This window comes from Pedobacter frigidisoli (assembly GCF_032678525.1).
GTDB classification, from domain to species: domain Bacteria; phylum Bacteroidota; class Bacteroidia; order Sphingobacteriales; family Sphingobacteriaceae; genus Pedobacter; species Pedobacter frigidisoli_A.
On sequence record NZ_JAVTSE010000006.1, the window covers coordinates 152,241 to 172,111 of the forward strand.

The 19,871-nt window shown below is 40.7% G+C and carries 18 protein-coding genes; 11 read left to right on the forward strand and 7 right to left on the reverse strand.

What is annotated here, in order from left to right; translation table 11 throughout:
- Positions 1-108: 108 nt before the first annotated feature.
- The 11 genes from R2Q80_RS17030 to R2Q80_RS17080 all read left to right on the forward strand — a co-directional run bounded on the left by R2Q80_RS17030 (position 109) and on the right by R2Q80_RS17080 (position 8,576).
- Complete coding sequence (locus R2Q80_RS17030; RefSeq protein WP_316800753.1) at positions 109-318, forward strand: hypothetical protein; 210 nt, start codon at positions 109-111, stop codon at positions 316-318.
- Between the two features lie 497 nt (positions 319-815).
- A complete protein-coding gene (locus R2Q80_RS17035) occupies positions 816-1,193 on the forward strand; it encodes a DoxX family protein (protein ID WP_316800754.1) in 378 nt (125 codons plus the stop codon).
- Between the two features lie 103 nt (positions 1,194-1,296).
- Entirely contained in the window at positions 1,297-1,728 is a 432-nt protein-coding gene (locus tag R2Q80_RS17040) for a DUF2147 domain-containing protein (RefSeq protein ID WP_316800755.1), read from the forward strand.
- 6 nt (positions 1,729-1,734) lie between these two features.
- On the forward strand, positions 1,735-2,751 hold the full coding sequence (locus tag R2Q80_RS17045) for a WD40/YVTN/BNR-like repeat-containing protein (protein ID WP_316800756.1): 1,017 nt from the start codon (positions 1,735-1,737) through the stop codon (positions 2,749-2,751).
- 125 nt (positions 2,752-2,876) lie between these two features.
- The gene (locus tag R2Q80_RS17050; protein ID WP_316800757.1) at positions 2,877-3,692 is read left to right on the forward strand and encodes a TerC family protein; all 816 of its coding nucleotides are present in this window, start codon (positions 2,877-2,879) and stop codon (positions 3,690-3,692) included.
- Between the two features lie 96 nt (positions 3,693-3,788).
- Complete coding sequence (locus R2Q80_RS17055; RefSeq protein WP_316800758.1) at positions 3,789-4,484, forward strand: HAD family hydrolase; 696 nt, start codon at positions 3,789-3,791, stop codon at positions 4,482-4,484.
- Positions 4,481-5,317: a phosphoribosyltransferase family protein gene (locus R2Q80_RS17060; protein ID WP_316800759.1), complete on the forward strand. Its 837-nt coding sequence runs from the start codon at positions 4,481-4,483 to the stop codon at positions 5,315-5,317. The genes R2Q80_RS17055 and R2Q80_RS17060 overlap by 4 nt, the downstream gene beginning before the upstream one ends.
- 2 nt (positions 5,318-5,319) lie before the next feature.
- Positions 5,320-5,874 carry a TerD family protein gene (locus tag R2Q80_RS17065; protein ID WP_316800760.1) on the forward strand — a complete coding sequence of 185 codons (555 nt, stop codon included), beginning with the start codon at positions 5,320-5,322 and terminating at the stop codon, positions 5,872-5,874.
- A 3-nt stretch (positions 5,875-5,877) separates the two neighbouring features.
- Positions 5,878-6,492 (forward strand): TerD family protein, encoded by a 615-nt coding sequence (locus R2Q80_RS17070; protein ID WP_316800761.1) that lies wholly within the window; start codon positions 5,878-5,880, stop codon positions 6,490-6,492.
- A gap of 18 nt (positions 6,493-6,510) precedes the next feature.
- Complete coding sequence (locus R2Q80_RS17075; protein ID WP_316800762.1) at positions 6,511-7,611, forward strand: toxic anion resistance protein; 1,101 nt, start codon at positions 6,511-6,513, stop codon at positions 7,609-7,611.
- A 2-nt stretch (positions 7,612-7,613) separates the two neighbouring features.
- Complete coding sequence (locus tag R2Q80_RS17080) at positions 7,614-8,576, forward strand: hypothetical protein (RefSeq protein ID WP_316800763.1); 963 nt, start codon at positions 7,614-7,616, stop codon at positions 8,574-8,576.
- A gap of 15 nt (positions 8,577-8,591) precedes the next feature.
- On the opposite strand, the gene R2Q80_RS17085 is transcribed toward R2Q80_RS17080, so the two are convergent.
- The 7 genes from R2Q80_RS17085 to R2Q80_RS17115 all read right to left on the reverse strand — a co-directional run bounded on the left by R2Q80_RS17085 (position 8,592) and on the right by R2Q80_RS17115 (position 19,862).
- Positions 8,592-9,452, reverse strand: a complete 861-nt coding sequence (locus R2Q80_RS17085) for a dienelactone hydrolase family protein (protein WP_316800764.1) — start codon at positions 9,450-9,452, stop codon at positions 8,592-8,594.
- A gap of 75 nt (positions 9,453-9,527) precedes the next feature.
- Positions 9,528-10,277, reverse strand: coding sequence for a hypothetical protein (locus R2Q80_RS17090; RefSeq protein WP_316800765.1), 750 nt, complete (start codon positions 10,275-10,277; stop codon positions 9,528-9,530).
- Between the two features lie 130 nt (positions 10,278-10,407).
- A complete protein-coding gene (locus R2Q80_RS17095) occupies positions 10,408-11,328 on the reverse strand; it encodes an AraC family transcriptional regulator (protein WP_316800766.1) in 921 nt (306 codons plus the stop codon).
- Between the two features lie 22 nt (positions 11,329-11,350).
- The gene (locus R2Q80_RS17100; protein WP_316800767.1) at positions 11,351-12,448 is read right to left on the reverse strand and encodes an efflux RND transporter periplasmic adaptor subunit; all 1,098 of its coding nucleotides are present in this window, start codon (positions 12,446-12,448) and stop codon (positions 11,351-11,353) included.
- A gap of 12 nt (positions 12,449-12,460) precedes the next feature.
- Complete coding sequence (locus tag R2Q80_RS17105; protein WP_316800768.1) at positions 12,461-15,745, reverse strand: efflux RND transporter permease subunit; 3,285 nt, start codon at positions 15,743-15,745, stop codon at positions 12,461-12,463.
- A 12-nt stretch (positions 15,746-15,757) separates the two neighbouring features.
- Positions 15,758-17,149: a TolC family protein gene (locus R2Q80_RS17110; protein ID WP_316800769.1), complete on the reverse strand. Its 1,392-nt coding sequence runs from the start codon at positions 17,147-17,149 to the stop codon at positions 15,758-15,760.
- A 130-nt stretch (positions 17,150-17,279) separates the two neighbouring features.
- Positions 17,280-19,862, reverse strand: coding sequence for a PAS domain S-box protein (locus tag R2Q80_RS17115; protein ID WP_316800770.1), 2,583 nt, complete (start codon positions 19,860-19,862; stop codon positions 17,280-17,282).
- Positions 19,863-19,871: the final 9 nt, after the last annotated feature.

A 19,871-nucleotide genomic window follows, 5' to 3' on the forward strand; every position in this document is an offset into this window, starting at 1 on the left:
ATCGTTTCGTTATATTTGCTTTTGTTTCTTTTTCTTAAGCTTTTCTTCAACAAAATTTTGAAATGGTACGTAATAGATTAAATTTGCAATACTAACTGAGTATTTTTTATGAGCGATAATCTTAATCCGGAACCAGATCAACAGGAAAACAGGATTGACCATGACCATAATCAATTTAATGAACCTTATCATCCTAAATCAAAGCATAAGTTTGAGGGTTGGCCGATTTTATGGATATTAATTGTTATCTTTTTGATCGCTGCTGTGATCTGGTATACGGGTTCGGCAAGAAATCTAATCAGGTGGATAGATCGTTAAAGCAGAAATATGTGGCTTTAGCGATGGCTGAAGGGTTATTTGAAAGTTGAGAGGTTAATCCAGATTTTATAAGATTAAAACTTTTCGTCATCACTTGGAATCTGCTCCGCAGAAAAGTAGCAATAAAGCATCAGTGAAAATGATACTACGTAAAAAGCTGCGGTAACTAACAGGAATGTGCTCATAAATTTAATTTTTTTTGGTTGTCTGTTTGGTTAATTGGGATAGCGCTGGTATAGTTTCTTTTGGTTAATTATTCTCTCTCGGGTTTCTTATCATAAATATAATATTTCGTTAACGTTTTAATAACCTCAAGTTATAGTTAATTTTTATAATTGCGAAACTTTTTGAAATAAATTATTAACATTTCGAAATTGATTGTGAATAACTTGTTCCAGTTCTTTCGATCGTCCAGTTGCTGAAATACTGAATTGGAGCTTGGAAAAAAATAAGTATATTTATCCTAACTAACCATTAAGCAAATTAATTTAAACATTATGAAAATTGTTACAACTGTAGCCCGCGTGCTATTGGGCGCCTTGTTTCTATGGGGCGGAATTGCCTTTTTCTTCCATTTGGGACCGAAAGAAATGCCTAAAATGTCAGCAGATCAAACCACATTTATGTCTGGTTTAAATGTATCTTACTTGTTCAAGTTTGTGAAAGTAACCGAGCTGCTGGCGGGTTTGTTGCTGTTAATTAACAGAACGGCTGCTTTAGGTGCAATTGTTGCTTTACCGATAACATTGAATATATTTTTATATAATGCGATTTTAGCACCAGAGCAAATGGTGATGGGAATAGTGATTTTACTCTTTAACCTTTATCTGCTCTATGCTTACCGCGAAAAATATTTACCGATGGTATCAAAGTAATTTTTGCTTTCTTAAAACTTTCTAATACTTTTTACCTTTATTTAGAGTTTCGATATAAAAGTCAAATTGCTATATTTAAAAACTAACTAGAAAATAAAAAATTATGAGAAAGCTTCCATTTTTAATGCTACTTTTTGTAGCAGTGTCTTTTACGGCAATGGCACAAAGTAAAGATGCCATCGTTGGCAAGTGGTTAAATCCTACAGGAGAAGGACAAATTGAAATTTATAAAAAAGGAGACAAATATTTTGGTAAACTGGCCTGGATGAAAGAACCTAATTTAAATGGTAAACCGAAACTGGATGCTAAAAATCCTGACGCAAATTTACAAAAACGACCTTTGCTGAATTTAGAAATCCTGAAGGATTTTGTGTACGAAGATGGTAAATGGACTGATGGTACAATATATGATCCAAAGAGTGGAAAAAACTATAGTTGCAATATGAGCTTGAAGGGTGCTGATGTTTTAAATGTTAGAGGCTATGTGGGGATTTCACTATTAGGGCGCTCGGAAACGTTCAGGCGGGTTAAATAGATTTATATGAAAAAAATAGTATGGTGCCTGTTATTGGCACCTTTTTTTTGCGCTGCACAATCGTATTCGTTCAAACCGCTGAATGAAAATACAAAAACAAGTTTGCGTGGATTGTCAGTCGTTTCAGATCAGGTATCATGGGTAAGCGGTAGCAATGGTTCAATTGGCAAAACAGTGGATGGCGGTAAGACCTGGGAATGGGTGAAACCGAGGGGTTACGAAAAACTTGATTTTCGTGATATTGAAGCGTTCGACAATGAAAATGCCATCGTTGTGAATGCTGGGTCACCAGCTTACATCCTCAAAACAACGGATGGCGGAGCTACCTGGACAACACATTATAAAAATCTCGATTCTGCCATATTTCTGGATGGATTTAGTTTTTGGGATAAAAAGAGAGGGCTGGCCTTTGGTGATCCTATTATGGATAAGTTGCAACTGCTTGGCACATCGGATGGGGGAGCTACCTGGCAGGATATCTCCTCAAACCTAAAAACTGCGTTGGCTAAAGGTGAAGCTGCCTTTGCAGCGAGCGGTACCACGATTAAAGCCTTGCCTGGTGGCAAAGTATGGATCTCTACCGGAGGGACAGTTTCCAATATTTATTTTTCTACTGATTATGGCAAATCCTGGGCCATATATAAGTGCCCGATATGGCAGGGTGAAAGTACTACAGGTCCTTTTTCCATCGATTTTTTCAATGATAAAAAAGGTGTTGTGGTTGGCGGCAACTACGTAAAGGATAAAGAAAATTCTAACAACATCCTGCTAACGGCGGATGGAGGGAAAACCTGGCAGAAACCGGAAATACCGGTTGCCGGATTCAGATCTGCAGTAACTTATATTAATGCGAATACCCTTGTGGCAACTGGCACTTCCGGAACAGACATTTCCACAGATAGCGGTCAAACCTGGAAGCACATTTCCGATAAAAGTTTTAACGCGGTGCAAAAAGCAAAAAAGGGTAAGCTGGTTATTCTAGCTGGTGAAAAAGGATCGGTGTATCAGTTGGTTATCAATTAAAAAAAATAAGCTTGTAACAGTATTGCCGCTTCTGCTTCTAAATATTGAAATAAGGCCTCGAGATTCAAATATTTTTGTTTCTTTGCTCAACTAAATTATTAATTATATAAAAGGGTACGCTCAATATGGATTTCTTACATACCGTTCTTGGTGATGACATACAGGCTGGTTTACTGATTATTTTAAACCTTGTTGTAATAGAAAGTTTGCTTTCAGTAGACAATGCTGCTGTTCTGGCAACCATGGTAATGGATTTGCCAAAAAGCCAGCGTGATAAAGCATTGAAATATGGGATCATTGGTGCCTACGTTTTCAGGGGGATATGCCTTTTTCTCGCGGCATGGTTGGTTAAAATATGGTGGCTCAAACCATTAGGAGGTTTGTATCTGCTCTATCTTGCCTTCGATTATTTTAGAAAAAAGAACAGTGGTAAAAGTGAAGAGGAAGAAGAGGTGGATAAAAGCAAAAGCTGGATATACAAATCGACAGTTGGCCTGGTGGGGACATTCTGGGCTACTGTAGCCCTTGTAGAAGTGATGGACTTAGCCTTTTCTATTGATAATGTGTTTGCTGCGGTAGCTTTCACTGATAATATTTACCTGATTTATATAGGCGTATTTATCGGAATCCTGGCGATGCGTTTCGTGGCGCAGGCATTTGTTAAACTGATGGAGAAATTTACATTTCTTGAAACAGTTGCCTTCATTGTAATTGGTGTGCTGGGCGTTAAACTTACAGCATCTGTATTCACCCATTTCAATCCCGAATCGGAAATTTCTCATGTATTGGAAAGTGAAAAGACGGATCTTTTTGTTTCGATTTTTACAGTTGGTATTTTCATTATCCCTGTACTAACCTCCTTGTTTTTCAACTTTCCAAAAAAACATACCGCTGATGCTCAGGTTGCTGAACAGGCAGAGGATGTACTCGATAAATCTTAAAGATTAGCTTACCTTTCGAAAAACTTACAATCTATATTTCTATAAATGAATCATTTTGGCAATATTAGAATTTTAAACAGATAAGGAATAAGTGCAATGGCTTTTTACAAACACTACTCATTTGATCTCTGGCTAACATTAATAAAATCGAATCCATCTTTCAAGCATGAGCGTTCCAGGTATTTCTTTGAAAAGTTTAATAACAAAAATAAAACTATTGAAGAGGTAAGTTCAATTGTCAGGCAGGTAGATTTAATGGTAAATGCCATGAATGAAAAAACGGGCAAGAATGTTGATGCCGAGGAAATGCACCTGATTGTGATCAGCATGATCAATGATTACAGTTTTTCCTTTTCAGATATCAATCTTGAAGAAATTTATACAGATATAGAAGCTTTGTTTTTTGAATTTACACCTATGCTATATTGCGAAAACTGTTTGCCGGTTTTAGCAAAAATTCAGGAATCACAAAGCAGTACAGTTAACATCTTAAGCAACACGGGATTTATCAGGGGGCATACGCTTCGTCAGGTGATTCAACAGTTGGGCATTGCACCATTTATTGATTTTCAAATCTATTCTGATGAGGTCAGGATGTCGAAGCCCAGCAAAAGCTTTTTCCAGTTGATGCTCAATGGCATATGCAGGGAAAAACACCCTGATCTGCATCTTGCTGACGTGGTACATGTGGGTGACAATCCGGTTGCTGATGTACTTGGAGCCAAAAGCATCGGTATAAACAGCATCCTCATTAATTCTAATAATCAATCTATCTTAACACTACTTTCATGATTCCATATACCTTCTCTTTACATAAAATTGAAAACACCAGCCATTTCGGCTTTGATCCTAACGACTACAGCAGGTTCAAATTCGGGGATGATCTGGTAGCCAGGACATTTGGGAGAAACCTTGCCGATGCTTTTATCAGGTATTATTTAGCTGATAACCTGATCAGTGGTCAAATCGTGGTGATATCAAGCCCTTACAGTTTTATACCAACAGCCACATTTGCGATGAAAAATTATTTCGTTTCTCAGCTAAATCGATGGCTTGTCGAGAATGGGGCACAATCGGTTCAGGAAGCCAAGGTACACCGCACGATTACCTACAAAGAAGATTATGGTGAACTGAGTGCTGAGCAACGCCTGAACCTGATCGGTAATGACTCCTTTCATATCGATAAGGGTTTTTTAACAGGGAAAACCCTGTTATTTCTCGACGATATCAGAATCACGGGGAGCCATGAAAAAATGATTTTGAAAATGGCAAAGGAATATAATCTGACCAATGAAATACACATGCTTTATTTTGCAGAGCTGATCAATAAGAATATTCATCCGAACGTCGAAAATTTTCTAAACTATCACCAGATCAAGTCGATATTCGATCTGGAGGAAATCATTGAAAGTGGCAACTTTTGTTTCAACACGAGGATTGTAAAGTATATTTTAAATACGCAGGAAAATAGTTTTAAAATCTTTCTGGAGCGACGCAGCAGTGATTTTATCAATCAGCTTTATGATTTGTCGCTGGGAAACAATTACCACACCATCGAGGCTTACGCCAATAATTTACATTCAATAAAAGACTACATTAAAAACAATAACTATAAATTAATTTAGATATGGCTATTAACTTACAGAAGGGGCAGAGAGAAAATATCGAGGCACCTAAATTTACCATAGGCCTGGGCTGGGATACCAACAATTCAACCACCGGAAGTGCATTTGATTTAGATGCCTCGGTGTTCATCCTAAACGATCAGAAAAAGCTGGTTTCGGATGAGAACTTTGTATTTTACAACAACCTGGTTTCTCCTGACGGAGCAGTGGAACATACCGGCGATAACTTAACGGGCGATGGTGATGGTGATGATGAACAAATTAAAATCGACTTAACCAAAATTGATAGTCGTGTAAACGAAGTATGTGTGGTGGTAACCATTCATGAAGCTGATGTTAGAAGGCAAAATTTTGGGCAGGTAAGAAATTCGTTTATCCGTATTTTTGATTCAGTTACTGGCGAAGTGATTTTAAAGTACGAACTGGAAGAAGACTTTTCAATCGAAACTGCAGTTGAATTTGGACGGATTTACAAACGTGAGGGTAAATGGAAATTTGAAGCAGTTGGATCGGGTATGAAGGGTGGTTTACAGGATTATTTAAATAGATATCAATAAGTTATGGCAATCAATCTCGAAAAAGGACAGCGTATCAGTCTGGAAAAAAATAATGGCAGTAAACTGCAAAATGTTTGTGTAGGTATTAACTGGGGCGCTATCGAAAAGAAAGGCTTATTTGGCTTTGGTTCATCGAAAGAGGCAGTAGATTTAGATGCAAGTTGTGCACTTTATAATGAGAACAAACAGCTGTTGGAAGTGATTTACTTTGGCAACCTTAAATCAAAAAACGGCTCAGTAAAACACAGCGGTGATGATTTAACTGGTGATATGGGGGGCGATGATGGGTTAGATAACGAGATCATTACGATTGACCTTAGTCAGCTTGATTCGGGTGTGAGCTATGTTGCCTTCGTGTTAAACAGCTTCAGAGGTCACGATTTTGGAACCATTCCATTTGCGTCTATCCGCATTTATGAAGGCACTACGAAACGTGTAAATGAGGTTTTTGCTAAATATGATATTGCTAACGGAGCTGCCTTTAAAGGATCAGTTTCAATGGTACTTGGTGTTTTTTATAAGAAAAATGGTGAGTGGAAATTCAATGCCATCGGCGAACCAACAAAAGACCGTAAATTGGAAGAAACTGTAAAAACAGTAACCCAGAACTATTTATAGCCCGCAAACCTATTCACTATGGAAACGAACCCAAATGCAACACCTTCCCTAACACCGGTAGTACTGGATAAGGATGGGAATGTAAATGTTGAGCATATTAGTCCTGAAAATACCGCGAAGTATAAGGAGATCGCGAAATCCCTTGAGCCATCTGACGTGAACTCTATCCTGAATTATGGAAGTGAGGCTCAGAATTCTATGGAGAAGTATAGTAACGATTTCCTTGCGTCTGTGAGAACTTACAATAGTGGCGAAGTGGGTGGTTTAATCAACGAACTCCTTACTGAGCTTAACTACATTGATGTAAACGAGCTTGAGCAGAGCGGTTTTAAGAGTTTCATTTCTAAAATACCTTTTCTGAAAAACCTGGTCGTAGATGTGAAAAAGCTTTTTCAAAAATACGACGTGGTGGTTAATAATATTGATAAAATCACCAACAAGATTAAGGCCGGAAGGTTAAACTCGATCAAAGACAATACAGCTTTGCAAACGATGTTTGATAGCAATGTAAGCTATATTCATCAGATGGAAGAGCTGATTATCTCCGGGCAGCTGAAATATAATGAGCTTCAGGTTAAGCTAGCCGAGATGGAAGGCAGGCCAGCAGATTATCAGGATTATGAGATTGCCGACCTGAGAGATTTCACCAGCCGCCTGGACAAGCGACTGGCGGATATGAAAATTGTGCGGTTTATCATGCTGCAATCTCTTGCCCAGATCAGGGTGGTGCAAAATAATAATACTTCGATAGCCGAAAAGGCGCAGTCGATCATTTCGACCACTATACCGGTCTGGAAAAATCAGCTAACCATTGCGGTAGCCCTTCAACGCCAGAAAGCCAACGTGGAGATGCAGAAGAAAATTTCAGACACCACCAACACGATATTGCAAAAGAATGCAGAAATGCTGAAACAGAACAGCATCGATGTTGCTAAAGAAAATGAGAAAACGGTAGTATCTCTGGATACCTTGAAGCAAACCACCTCTTCATTGATAGAAACTTTGAATGAAGTTAAAAAGATTCATGAAGCGGGAGAACAAAGCCGCAGGGTGTTGGACGGTGAACTTAAAACACTTGAAAGCGAGCTGAAAAAGAATGTGACGCGGGTGGGTAATTAAATATGGATGATTATCGCTTAAATATTTTAAAGAAATCAAACACAGAGATCAGCAGGTTGCAACTGCTCTCTGTGTTTTTTGATGAAGAGATTATCTATAAAATTTATTTAAGGACACAGGTTATTCATCAGCTTTTTAACAATAATGAAGATCTTGAAATTGAAAAACTGGATCTTTTTCATCTTCAGTTTACCGACAGTGTAACCGCATTACTGAAAAAAATCAAAAAAAGCAATGAAAAGAATGTTTCACTTATTTATGATGAAATCCACTTAAATGAGGAGCTGATTGCTAAAATGGGTACAACCTTTAACGATCAGAAAAGCTTCAATCTTGAAAAACAACAACAGTCTTTAAAAATAAATCAATCGCTGAGGCGGCTCTATCAGGTGCTTTCTGATTTAAGCAGTGATTTTCCATTTTCGCGCAATATCAATGCCTTCAGTGCGAAATATGCAAACGACTTTTATTTCAACCTCAATACCGATCAGTTTGCCCGTCTGATCGACCATGGCACTAAAAACGTTTACACCAGTAGTTATGCCGTTATTGAGAAAAAGCTGATGGGCAAACTATGTAAGCATGATTTCAGGACAGCTTTTCATCTGGGTTTAAAATCAGGTGAACTGGTGTTAGAGGTTTACCGGTTTCTGGATGAGGATAATTATTATTTGTTCTTTCCGGCCCGTAATCTTTTTGTGCTCTGCGATCTGACTGTGATTGAAGGAATAGATGTTTCCACTAATTTATCAGAACGCGAGCGTATTGTTCAGGAGCTGCAGTTCAAAAATGATAAGCTGAAGAGTAGTGCGGCAATCCTTAAAACTGCTATCCCAAATGAAATCACAGATTTGCTGGAAAACAGTTATCAGAAAATTTCTGATGTTAATTTCCTCCATCACCTGAGCAATTTCGATGTTCAGTCGAACATTTTAAAAGAGATGTTAAAAACGGATCTCTTTTAAAATATCATCAACCGCCTATCTGGTCAAAATAGCCAGTTCTTTTTTAAACAGTTCAATTGTTCTTCCCCACGCTAGTTTTGCAGCTGCTTCATTGTATCGCGTTGGCGATGTATTATTATTGAAAGCATGATTTACGCCCTCGTAAATGAATATCTTATAATCAATATTGTTTTCTTTTAAAGCCTTTTCATAAGCTGGGATTCCGGCGTTAATTCTTTCATCCAAACCACCGTAATGACACATGATGCTGGCTTTTATTTTAGGAACATCTGCAACGTTTGGCTGTGCGCCGTAATAGGCAACTGCTGCCTGAAGCTTAGGGTCATTTACTGCCAGTTTATTGGCCATGCCACCTCCCCAGCAAAATCCTACACAGCCCACTTTACCATTACCATCTTTTAAATTTCTTAAATACTCCAGTCCTTTTAAATAGTTCTGCAGATTTTTCTCCGGATCCAGTTTGCCGATAAGCTCGCGGCCTTTGTCCTCATCGGCAGGCGTACCGCCCAGGGGCGAAAGGGCATCGACACCCAAAGCCAGGAAGCCCTCTGCAGCGACCCTTTTCGTGACGTCAATGATGTGCGGGTTTAGCCCTCTGTTTTCGTGAATAACCAGAACGGCACCCAGGCTTTTTTTGCCCTTCGGTTTTGCCAGTACGGCTTTTATCTCTCCATCCACACCTGTATAGCTAACGTTGCTGACTTCAATTTCATCATTTACATAGCTGGCCGCGGCATAATTATTCTCCAATAGGGGGAGAATAGTCATCGCTAAAGCCGTGCTACCCGCAAGCATAGACAGTTTTTTGATAAAATCTTTTCTACCCATCTGGCTGTGGGTATATTCGTCGTACAGGTTTATTATTTTCTGATCCATGAGCTAGGTTTTGAAGACAATATAGCTAAACTGCAGGTATTTCAGCAGTATATAACAATGTTACTGCTGAACTGGCTATTCACTTAACGCTGCTTTGATGGCCGTTTTAAGGTCGGGTATCGTTAATCTCGAACTACCGGCAACAGCATAATTAATAATCTGATTCTTGTTACTCACAATATAAGCAGGAAATTCGGTGATTGCGTAGGCATCTGCGATGGTTCTTCCTGAACCGATTACCTCAGTATTGGGAAGTGGATTTTCTTTAAGCTTTTTATTTACCAATGTGATATCATCAGTAGTGATGATGGCAAATGACAAGTTTTTAGGGTTGTTAAGTTCTTTTACGAATGCAGAAAGTTGGTTAAGGGATTCATCGCAGCTTTTGCATCCGGCATACCAATAAACCTGAACAAGCACCTGCCTGTTTGATTCAGGCCCTTTGAAATAAGGGCTGAGCACTGAAACATCCAGCTTCTTACCGGTGGCAATATGCTCATTTTGAATGCTGGTATTATCTCGTATAAAATCATTAAGCTTTTCGTAGGCTTCAGGAGATAATTTTTGAAGAGATATTCTTTTAGGATTGGTGATTTCTTCAGCAGGCTTAGCTACATATTGTCCACTGGTCAATAATTTGTTGAACTGCGTATAACTCAGGGCAACTCCTTTATCATCAAAATATAATTGATTGGTATCTGTTCTTTGAACTGCTGCTGGCTTTAGCTTAATCATGTCGTCAGGAACATTTCTGACAGCTGTATAACTTTGCGCATTTAAACTGATGAAGCCGAAAATTAAGCCCAGGGCGAAAAAGTATTTCATTTATATTTGGTTTGAAACTGCAATTTAATATTAAATTTAAAATAACCGAAAGGTTAAGCAGTTTTTGAGGGTTAAAGCTTTGATTTTGTTACGCTAACATTGGTGTCCAAATACTGGATGAGCTTGTTTTTTAACTTCTGTAAGTTCGCGGTGTGCAGTTCATTCGCCTTTTAAAGAAAAGGTTGAAATTGGCAGGATACTCAAAACCCAGGCAATAAGCAATTTGGGAGATGTTCCAGTCTGTATTTTTGAGAAGTGCAACCGCTTCCGTCGTAATACGTCCTGTAATGTGTTCGGAAGTTGTTTTGCCTGTTACTTCTTTTACCACATGATTTAGGTGGTTTACGTGTACTGATAAACGGGATGCAAAATCCTGTGCGGTTTTTAACTCCAGCGAGTGTTCTGTAGAACCGATGGGGAACTGTCGTTCTAACAGTTCGATAAAGAGGGAGGTGATGCGGACTGAGGCATTATTTTGTTTCAGGACCATTCCTGTGGGTTGAACCTTTAATGCCTCATGTACAATCAACTGCACGTAGTTGCGGAGCAGATCGTATTTATGAATATAATCACCATCCATTTCATTCATCATTCTGGCAAAAATGCGTTTAATGTAGTCTTCCTGTTCATGATCAATGCAAATCACCGGGCAGTTGTTCAGCCTCAGCAGGAGGGAGTCTTTCAGGCTTTCATTTTTACTATGAATAAAATTATCGGTAAAGAGGCAGAAGTAGCCATTAGGCTGCGGGGATGTGCTGTGCCAGGAATAGGGGATATTGGGATTGGTAAACAATAATGCCCGCTCTTTGATTTCGATTGTGGCATCGGCATAATTTAAAATGCCATTGCCAATAATGAGGGAAATTTTGTAGAAATCCCTGCGGCTAAATTCAGATGGAAGATTGGAACACACTATTGCCCTGTTGAACACATTAAAGTGCCCGATATCATTGATCATTCCCAGGCTGGGCATAGGGATTTCAGGCAGGCGGATTTTTAGGTTATTGTAAAAATCAACAAGTGTCTCCTTCTTTGCAATTGAATTTATCATGGTGGTGTTCCTGAACGTAAAGTTAAGGATTCACAATCGTTCCGTCGTGCATTTCTTCACTAGGTTCTGCAACAAGTTTTTCACCTTCTTTCAAGTCGCCAAAAATCTCTATCTTATCTTCTGTTTCCCTACCCGTTTTAACAGCAACCTTTACTGTCTTGTTATTACTTACTTTAAGTACATAAAATCCTTCGCTGGTATCCAGCAAGGCTTTTTTCGGGATAATGAAAGTACTGGCGTTAGCGGGTAAAGGTATATTCACTTCTGCAACCATGCCCGGCAGAAGTGTTTTATTTTGGTTTGGAACATCCATTTCTATGCGTTCAGCCCTTAAACGCAAGTCTAACGCTCCTGAAAGTCTTTTTACCTTCGCTTTAAATTGTTGATTCGGTAGAGATTTAACGGTAAAGTTAACCTCATCACCGGCAGTCAGATAGCCTGTATAGATTTCGGGTATAGACACTGCAAGACGGAGGTTTTTCTGATCCTGAAGCGTAAATATTGGTAAATCAGAACCCTTGCCTGTAGGCCCGACATAGGCACCAAGATTTACATTTCTTGCTGAGATTACCCCACTAAATGGTGCTCTGATGGTGAGATAGTCTTGTATTGCACCAACCTCTTTGAAGGCCGCTTTTGCCGCGTCCAGCTGTGCGAGGTCTGCATTTTTCCTGGCAAGTGCCTGGTCTAAATCATTTGTTGAAATGGTTCCCGGGGTTTTGCTGGTTTCATACAAGCGGTTATAATTCGCTTTGCTTGCCGTATATACCGCCTCCTGAGCTTTTAAACGCGATTGTGCGGCAGCCGCTTGTGAAACCATTTCCGGTGCTTCCAGTGTCATTAGCAATTGTCCCTTGCTTACTTCGGAACCGATATCCACTTTAAGTGTTTTTACAAAGCTGCTTACCTTTGCATATAAATCTACCTGTTGCAAAGCAATCAGCTCACCGGGAAGGCTCAGGGCTGTAGACAATTTATCTTTTTTAAGATCAAAGGTGGCAATTGCTGCTTGTTTTTCTTTTCTAGCCGCTTGTTTTTCTGAATGATTACAGCCGTAGATTGCGCTTAATATGATTAAGGCAGTAATGGTAATGGATGATGAGAATGTGTTAGTTTTCATTTGTTTGTGCTGTTATTCGTTTTCGGCTAAACCTTTAATGTAGTGTAAACTTTCCGGATCTTCAGGATCCAACGACAATGAATTGGTATCTTGTTTGCCCTGTACCCATGCAAATACAAGAGGGAGAACAATTAATACCGCAAATGTTGATGCCAGCAGGCCTCCGATTACGGCACGGCCCAGCGGAGATACTGCACCACCGCCTTCGCCATGGCCAATGGCCATTGGCAGCATACCTGCAATCATGGCAATACTGGTCATGATAATCGGACGTAAACGCAAGGCCGCAGCCTCTCTTGCTGATTCAAGCGCGTTTCCGTTATGCTTTCTCAGCTGTTCGGCGTTGGTGATCAGTAGAACAGCATTGGCAATGGATACACCTACCGACATGATGATGCCCATATACGACTGAAGGTTGAGCGTAGAGCCTGTTAAAGTTAGTAATAATAATGAGCCCAGGATTACTGCCGGAACAGTAGCCAGGATGACTAATGGAACTTTAAATGACTGGAAGTTTGCAGCGAGCATGAGGAAGATCACCACAATGGCTACCAGTAAACCCGATTGCAGACTATCCAATGTTTCGGTTAATACTTTACCTAAACCCACCGCCGATACATTCAGGCCCCTAGGTAGTTCGCCTAAATTTTTAATCGCTTTATCCACGTCTACCGAAGCCTTGCCCAGATCTTTGTGGTATAGGTTGGCGGTAACCGATAGAAAAGGCAAAGCGCCCACATTATCGTTTTCACCGTACGTAGTATCGGGAGTAATTTTCGCCACATCGCTCAACACCGGCCTTGCCGTGTTTCTTAACAAGGGGATTTCACCAATATCATCTTTACTGGTCATCTGGTTTAGTGGTACCTGTACCTGTACACTATAAGGCAGTGCAGCTTTTTCATCCAGCCAGATGTTTTTATCTGTATAGCGGGATGAAGAGGTAGATGCAATCAGCGACCTGGAGATGTCAGCCATATCCACGCCAATCTGTGCTGCCCGGGTTCTGTCGATGTCGATATTCAGTGACGGGTATTTAATCGGCTGTGCAATCTGAACATCGCGCATGTAAGAGATGTCTTTCAATTCCTGTAGCACCTTGTTGGCGTATTTTTCGTTAAGTTTTTTATTCTTGCCCGAGATACGGATTTCAACAGGAGTTGGAGAGCCCTGACTTAATACTTTATCCGTTAGTTCTATCGGTTCAAATGAAAGCTGAAGATCAGGTGATGCTTTCTTGATACGTGCACGAAATTCATCCTTGAAATCATCCATATCTTCTTCAAAGTCCTTTAAACTCACCTGAAAAACGGCCTCATGAGGTCCGGCCATGAACTGATAGATGGGATTTACTGAATATTGAGCAGGGTGCTGACCTACATAAACGGATGATATGCCTACGTGTTCAGCGCCTACCATTTTTTTAAGCTCCGCTAACACAATATTTGCTTTCTCTTCTGTACGTTCCAGACGTGTGCCATCGGCAGCTTTGATCCGGAGCTGAAACTGGCTCGAATTAACCCTGGGAAGTACATCGCGCCCGATATTCAATAGCAGCAGTGCGGCAAGGCTGATGATAGCAATCAAATAAATGATTACCACCGGCTTGCGGTGAGGCATCATCCTGTCGATAAAGCGCGTAAACCTGTTTCTGAACTTATCGAAGAAACTGATCTTACCGTCATCGTTAAAATCCTCACGCTCTACCAATACCTTCTTCTGATTCACCGTGTCTTTTTCTGATTCGAGGGGAATTTCGGTAGCTTTGAAATCTGCTTCGTCCTGAGTCATCCCCGGGTGATGTTCAGCACCTTTTTTAGGATGGGCAATCATCAGCCAGTTGGCCATAATGGGCACGAAAGTTTGAGACAGGAGAAAGGATACGATCATGGAGAAACCTATGGCCAGTGCCAATGGTAAAAATAGTGCGCCGGGTATCCCTGTCATGGTAAATGCAGGGGCAAAAACGGCTAAAATACAAAGCAAAATCAAAAGCTTTGGAAATGCGATTTCCTTGCAGGCATCCCATATGGCCAATGCCTTGGGTTTTCCCATGTCGAAATGCTGGTGGATATTCTCAATGGTTACGGTTGATTCGTCTACCAGAATACCAATGGCCAAAGCCAGACCGCTTAAGGTCATAATGTTGATGGTTTGCCCAAAAAGCTTAAGAAACAGAACGCCTGCAATAATGGACGTTGGGATTGTTAAAATTACAATTAATGCTGCCCGTTTGTCGCCCAAAAAGAGCAATACCATCAGGCCCGTCAGAATTGCACCGATTGCACCCTCACTCACCAGACTTTTTACGGCATTAATCACGTAAACCGACTGGTCGAACTCGTAGGATAATTTTACATCTTCGGGCAAGGAGTTTTGAATATTTGGTAAGTTTTTTTTCAGGTTCTTTACCACGTCCCAGGTGGATGCATCACCAGATTTTGCAATGCTCAGGTATACCGAACGTTTGCCATTGATCAGTGCATAGCCTGCAACCAGATCTGCACCGTCTTTGATGGTGGCCACATCTTTCAGCTGTAAATTTTGTACGCCACCTTTAAAGAGTGGAATGGTTTCAAAATCTTTAACTTTTTTGATGGTATAGTTTGTTGGGGTCAGGTAGTTTTTATCGCCAATTCTAACATTTCCTGATGGGGCCGTTTGGTTATTCAATCTGATGGCTTCTACCACCTGATCTACTGTAAGGTTGTGTGAACGCAGCAGGGAAGGATTAACATTAATTTCTATTGTACGCGGACTTCCACCAAAAGGGGCGGGGGACAACAAACCAGGAATTGCTGAGAAACCCGGGCGTATGTAAGTATTTGCCATATCCTGCAATTCGTTATTGGTACGCGTGGCGCTGCTCAATACCAGCTGACCAACCGGCAAAGATGAGGCATCAAAACGGATGACGAAAGGGGGCTGGGAACCTGGCGGGAATATGGCCTGGGCTCTATTAGAAAGAGCACTGAGCTCTGCTGCTGCCTGGGCCATATTAGTTCCCTCATAATAGGTGAGTTTCATCAGCATTAAACCCTGTGTGTTTTTAGTTTCGATGCTTTTGATTCCATTTGCAAATAGAAGAATGTTTACATATTGCTTTCCAAAATAGGCTTCCATTTGCGATGGGGTGTAACCGCCAAAAGGATGGGCAATATAGATTACAGGCAAATTCATTTGTGGTAAAATATCAACCTTGATCTGGTTGATTGCACCTATTCCGAAGAAAAATAATCCCGCTACCAAAACGAGTATGGAAATGGGCTTGCGTAGTGCGAAACGTATTAAATTCATTGTTATAGCCTGTTAAAATTCGTTAATAAATACTTCGTAGTTACCAATCGCAGCCGATTTAAGTAGCAGCGCCTGCCATACATTAGTGTAGGCAATGTCGCGGTCGGTCTCTGCCCTGTTCAAAGCGAATAATGTCTGGGTAAGATCGACAAGGGTCGTTAGCCCGTTCTTGTATAACGTACTTTTCTGCAGGTAGGCATCTGATGCAGCTTTTACCTGTATTGGTGCCTCACGATAATTTTGAAGGGCGTTATTTAGCTTGGTTTCTGCCAGGAGTAGCTGAGCTTTCAATTGCTGATCAACCTGATTGTATTCTTCTTTCAATCCTTGGCTCGTATATTCCTGTGCCCTTACCTGCGGGTGGTTCCTGAGCAGGCTGCTGATATTCCAGGTCATTCCTATTCCAATCAAATAGTTTCCACGGGTTGGATTGATTCCGTCGGCGTAGCTCGTACTGAATGCCGTCTGGTCAAGTGCATAACCAGAACTAAAGCCTGAGCCTCTGCCTTGTAGCACACCGAAGAGTGAAAAACTAGGGTAATAAAGTTTTTTAAGGTAATTCACCTGCTGCTGACTTACGTCGAACCTGTTCTGGTAGAATTTCAGCAGGGGATGTGCTGATTTACCAGTGGTATCAGTAAGCAGGTTTGATGGTATGCGGGTAATGGAACTGGTATCGAGCTGATAAGAAACCGCACTTGATCCCATTAACACGCTCAGTCTGTTGGCTTGTTCCTGTTCCAGATCTCTGGCCTTTGTCAACGATATTTTTGCTGCTGATACTTCTGCATTCGCGAAAGAAGAATCCACACCTGGATTCAATCCGTTTTTAGCCCGGACGGTAGCTGTGTTTTTGAAGGTAACGGCCCGAGAAAGGTTTTTTTCCTGCGAGCGTGTAATGCGTTGTGCGGCAAGGAGGTTGAGGTACGCTGCGGAAACCCTGATTTCCTGCTGAAACTTTTCCTGTTCCAGGTCTTGCTGATCTCTTCGGTAAGCCGCATTGGCCCCCTGGATGCGCTCCCTTATTCTGCCAAAAGTAAAGAAGTCCCAGTTAACGTTGGCTAGATATAACGCACCAAAGGCAGCATTCCAGTTCTGTTTATCAAGGGCTGGTCCTGATGAAGCTGTCCCGAGGCCGCCAAGTCCGTATTGGGGTCCATTCTGACCATTAATTGTACCAAAATCCTGCTGCGCACTCAGGTTAAGATTAGGCAGGTATTCTCTTTTTGTTTGCTGTATGGTTGCTCTCGATGCATTTGCATAGCTTTCTTTGGCTCTTATCGTGCCATAATTCTTTAATGCGGTATTTACAGCCTCTTTTAACGTTAAGGTTTGAGCGGCACAGTAACTTGATGAAAAAAGAATTAATGAAAGTAGTGGATGAAATAAGAATCTACGCGACATAGTGTATAATTTACACGGCAAATGTAATTTTTCACAGCAATATCAAAGTATGTAGTTCAAATCAAAACTTATTCAAATCAAATAATATTGGAATTGTTACTTAATGATGATTTCAAAATAACAAAGATCGTTATAACGGCAGACTAAACAGGAAGGTACTTCCTTCACCTTCGGTACTTTCTACCCATATCTTTCCACCATGACGCTGAACAATTTCAGCACTCAGGTATAGGCCAATACCAAAGCCAGATATCGTTTGATTGCTGCCAACTCTATAATAGCGTTGAAATAACTTTTTCGCATCATCGCCGCTGATTCCGATACCTTGATCAGCGACGCTCACCGTTACTTCATTCCCGGTAATGTTACAGCTGACATGAACAACTGTGCCTGCTGCTGAGTATTTTATTGCATTACTTAACAGATTGGAAATAACGTTGCCGATTTTATCCCGGTCGGCATTAATGGTAATGTTTTCTTTTACTGATAATGTAATGGTGTGCGAATATTGAATCAGGTCGCTTTCTTCAACCATTTCAGCAAGGAGCTTGTTCAGGTTGAATTCAGCTTTCTGAATGACAAGCTGTGCAGATTCTAACCTCGAAACATTCAGAAATCCATTGATCATGGTGGTCATTTTTCTGATCTGATTTAGTGTTTTATCCAGGGCGAGCAAAAAGTAATCGTTACTTTCCTTTTTTGCTTTACTTTGCAGAACCTGTACAAAGCCGTTTATAGCCGTTAAAGGCGTTTTTAGTTCATGGCTCACCATTCCAATGAAATCATTTTTACGTTGCTCATCTCTTTTGAGATCAGTAATATCAATGCATGAACAAATGTAGCCTTCAAATGATCCGTCTTCATTAAACCGCGGAGGGCCTTTGGCCAGGAGCCAGCGATAATCACCCTCTTTATTCAAAATTCTGAACTCTCCGGTAAAAGGAATCTGTTTTTCAAAAGCGGAAAGGTAAACTCCCCAAAAGAGGTCTTTATCTTCCGGATGAATGAGCTTAGTCCATTGCGTGCCTAAAAGCTTGTTCATTTCAATCCCGGTAAGATCTATCCAAGCCTGGTTAAAGTACACTGCGTCTCCAGTTTCATCACCTACAGAAATCAGCACATCGGTACCTTCAGCCATCGTTCTGAATCGTCTCTCACTTTCCTCAATTTCATTCCGGTGTTCCACCTCCTGAGTAATGTCGATGATGACACCAATAAACTTTCCGGATTTGGCTTCTGTAGCGCTAATACTCTTGCCAACTACCCGGATCCATCTGATCTGGTTGCCAGACTTGGGAACAATAGGGTATTGCACATCATAAGGTAGCCCGTTAAGAATTGCATCTTTCCTTGCCTGTTCGATCACCGGAAGGTATTCAGGCACAACCGTTGCTGTGATTTCGTTCCAATAGACATCTCCATCAGGTTCAAGCCCATAAAATTCTCTGGCTCTTGCAGAAATATTAAACTTTCTGCTGGATAAATCTACACTGTAGGTTCCTAGATTACCGGATTCCAAAGCCAGTCGCAGACTTTCTTCTGCGTTGCTTAGTGCTTCGTTATTTTTGAAAAGGTTTTCCTGCGACTCCTGCAATTCCTCGTTTGTTGCTGCCAGCTCTTCGTTTGTAGCAGCCAGTTCTTCATTGGAAGCTGCGAGTTCTTCTCCGATTACCTGAAGGTCGAATCGGTTGGTTTCCAGTAGTTTTCTGTTTTCTACGATTTCCGTGATATCTATTACTGTTGCCAGAATATATTCCGCTTTTCCCGCATCATCGAAAATTGGATCGTATGAAAAATTAACATAGATCAGTTTGCGGCTACCATCGGTATGTGATATGTCTACAGGTACCTCCGGCATAGCAATTTTCTTGCCTGTCTTAAAAACTTCCGCCAGCAAAGCGGGAAATTGCTGCTCGTGAAGTTCGGGAAATACGTCGGTTATTTTTCTTCCAACGGTTTGCTCACGACTTCTTTGCCAGATGTGCAGCATGTGAGGATTAGGATGTTCAATAATTAAATCATCTCCGCGCAACAAAGTCATGGCAACAGGAGTGGTTTGAATAATATTCTCCAGGAGATGCCGATTGGATTCCAGGTCTTTCGTGCGTAAGGCTATCCGTTCTTCAAGTTCAATATTGAGGAATTCCAGGTCTCCCTGCGATTGACTTAATGCCTCATTTGCACTCAATAGTTCTTCCACACTTGCCTGTAACTCTTCATTTGAAGCCGCAAGCTCTTCATGTGTTTCGGCCAGGGCCATATTTAAATCTTCTTCACGTTTTAAAGAAGAATTCAGTTTTCGTTCACTTAAAATCTGTTCAGTAAGGTTGCGGTTATTTGTAATTAACAGGTCAACCTCTCCGGAAGCATCCAGCACCGGAATAATTTCAATCTGCCACCAGCTGTCCTCTTTTTGAGATCCCTCTGTTGTTGGGATCTGGTATTGGAAAACAGGAAGTTTAAGGTTTTTTTTATCTCTTGTAACAGTTAATAAACCCTCTGAGAGCAGCATTTTTGCTACAGGAGAATCGTTATCGGGATAAGCTTCCCACAAAGAGAGTCCTGTTAAATTTCTGCCATGGTTATGGGTACTATCATCATAAGCCTGATTATATGCCAAAATAGTAAAATCCGGCGCATTGGCTTTCAATACAACTCTGGGTATATCAGTTTCAAAAATAGCCTTAAACAAGGGAGAATTTAAATCGTTCATTAATTGGGG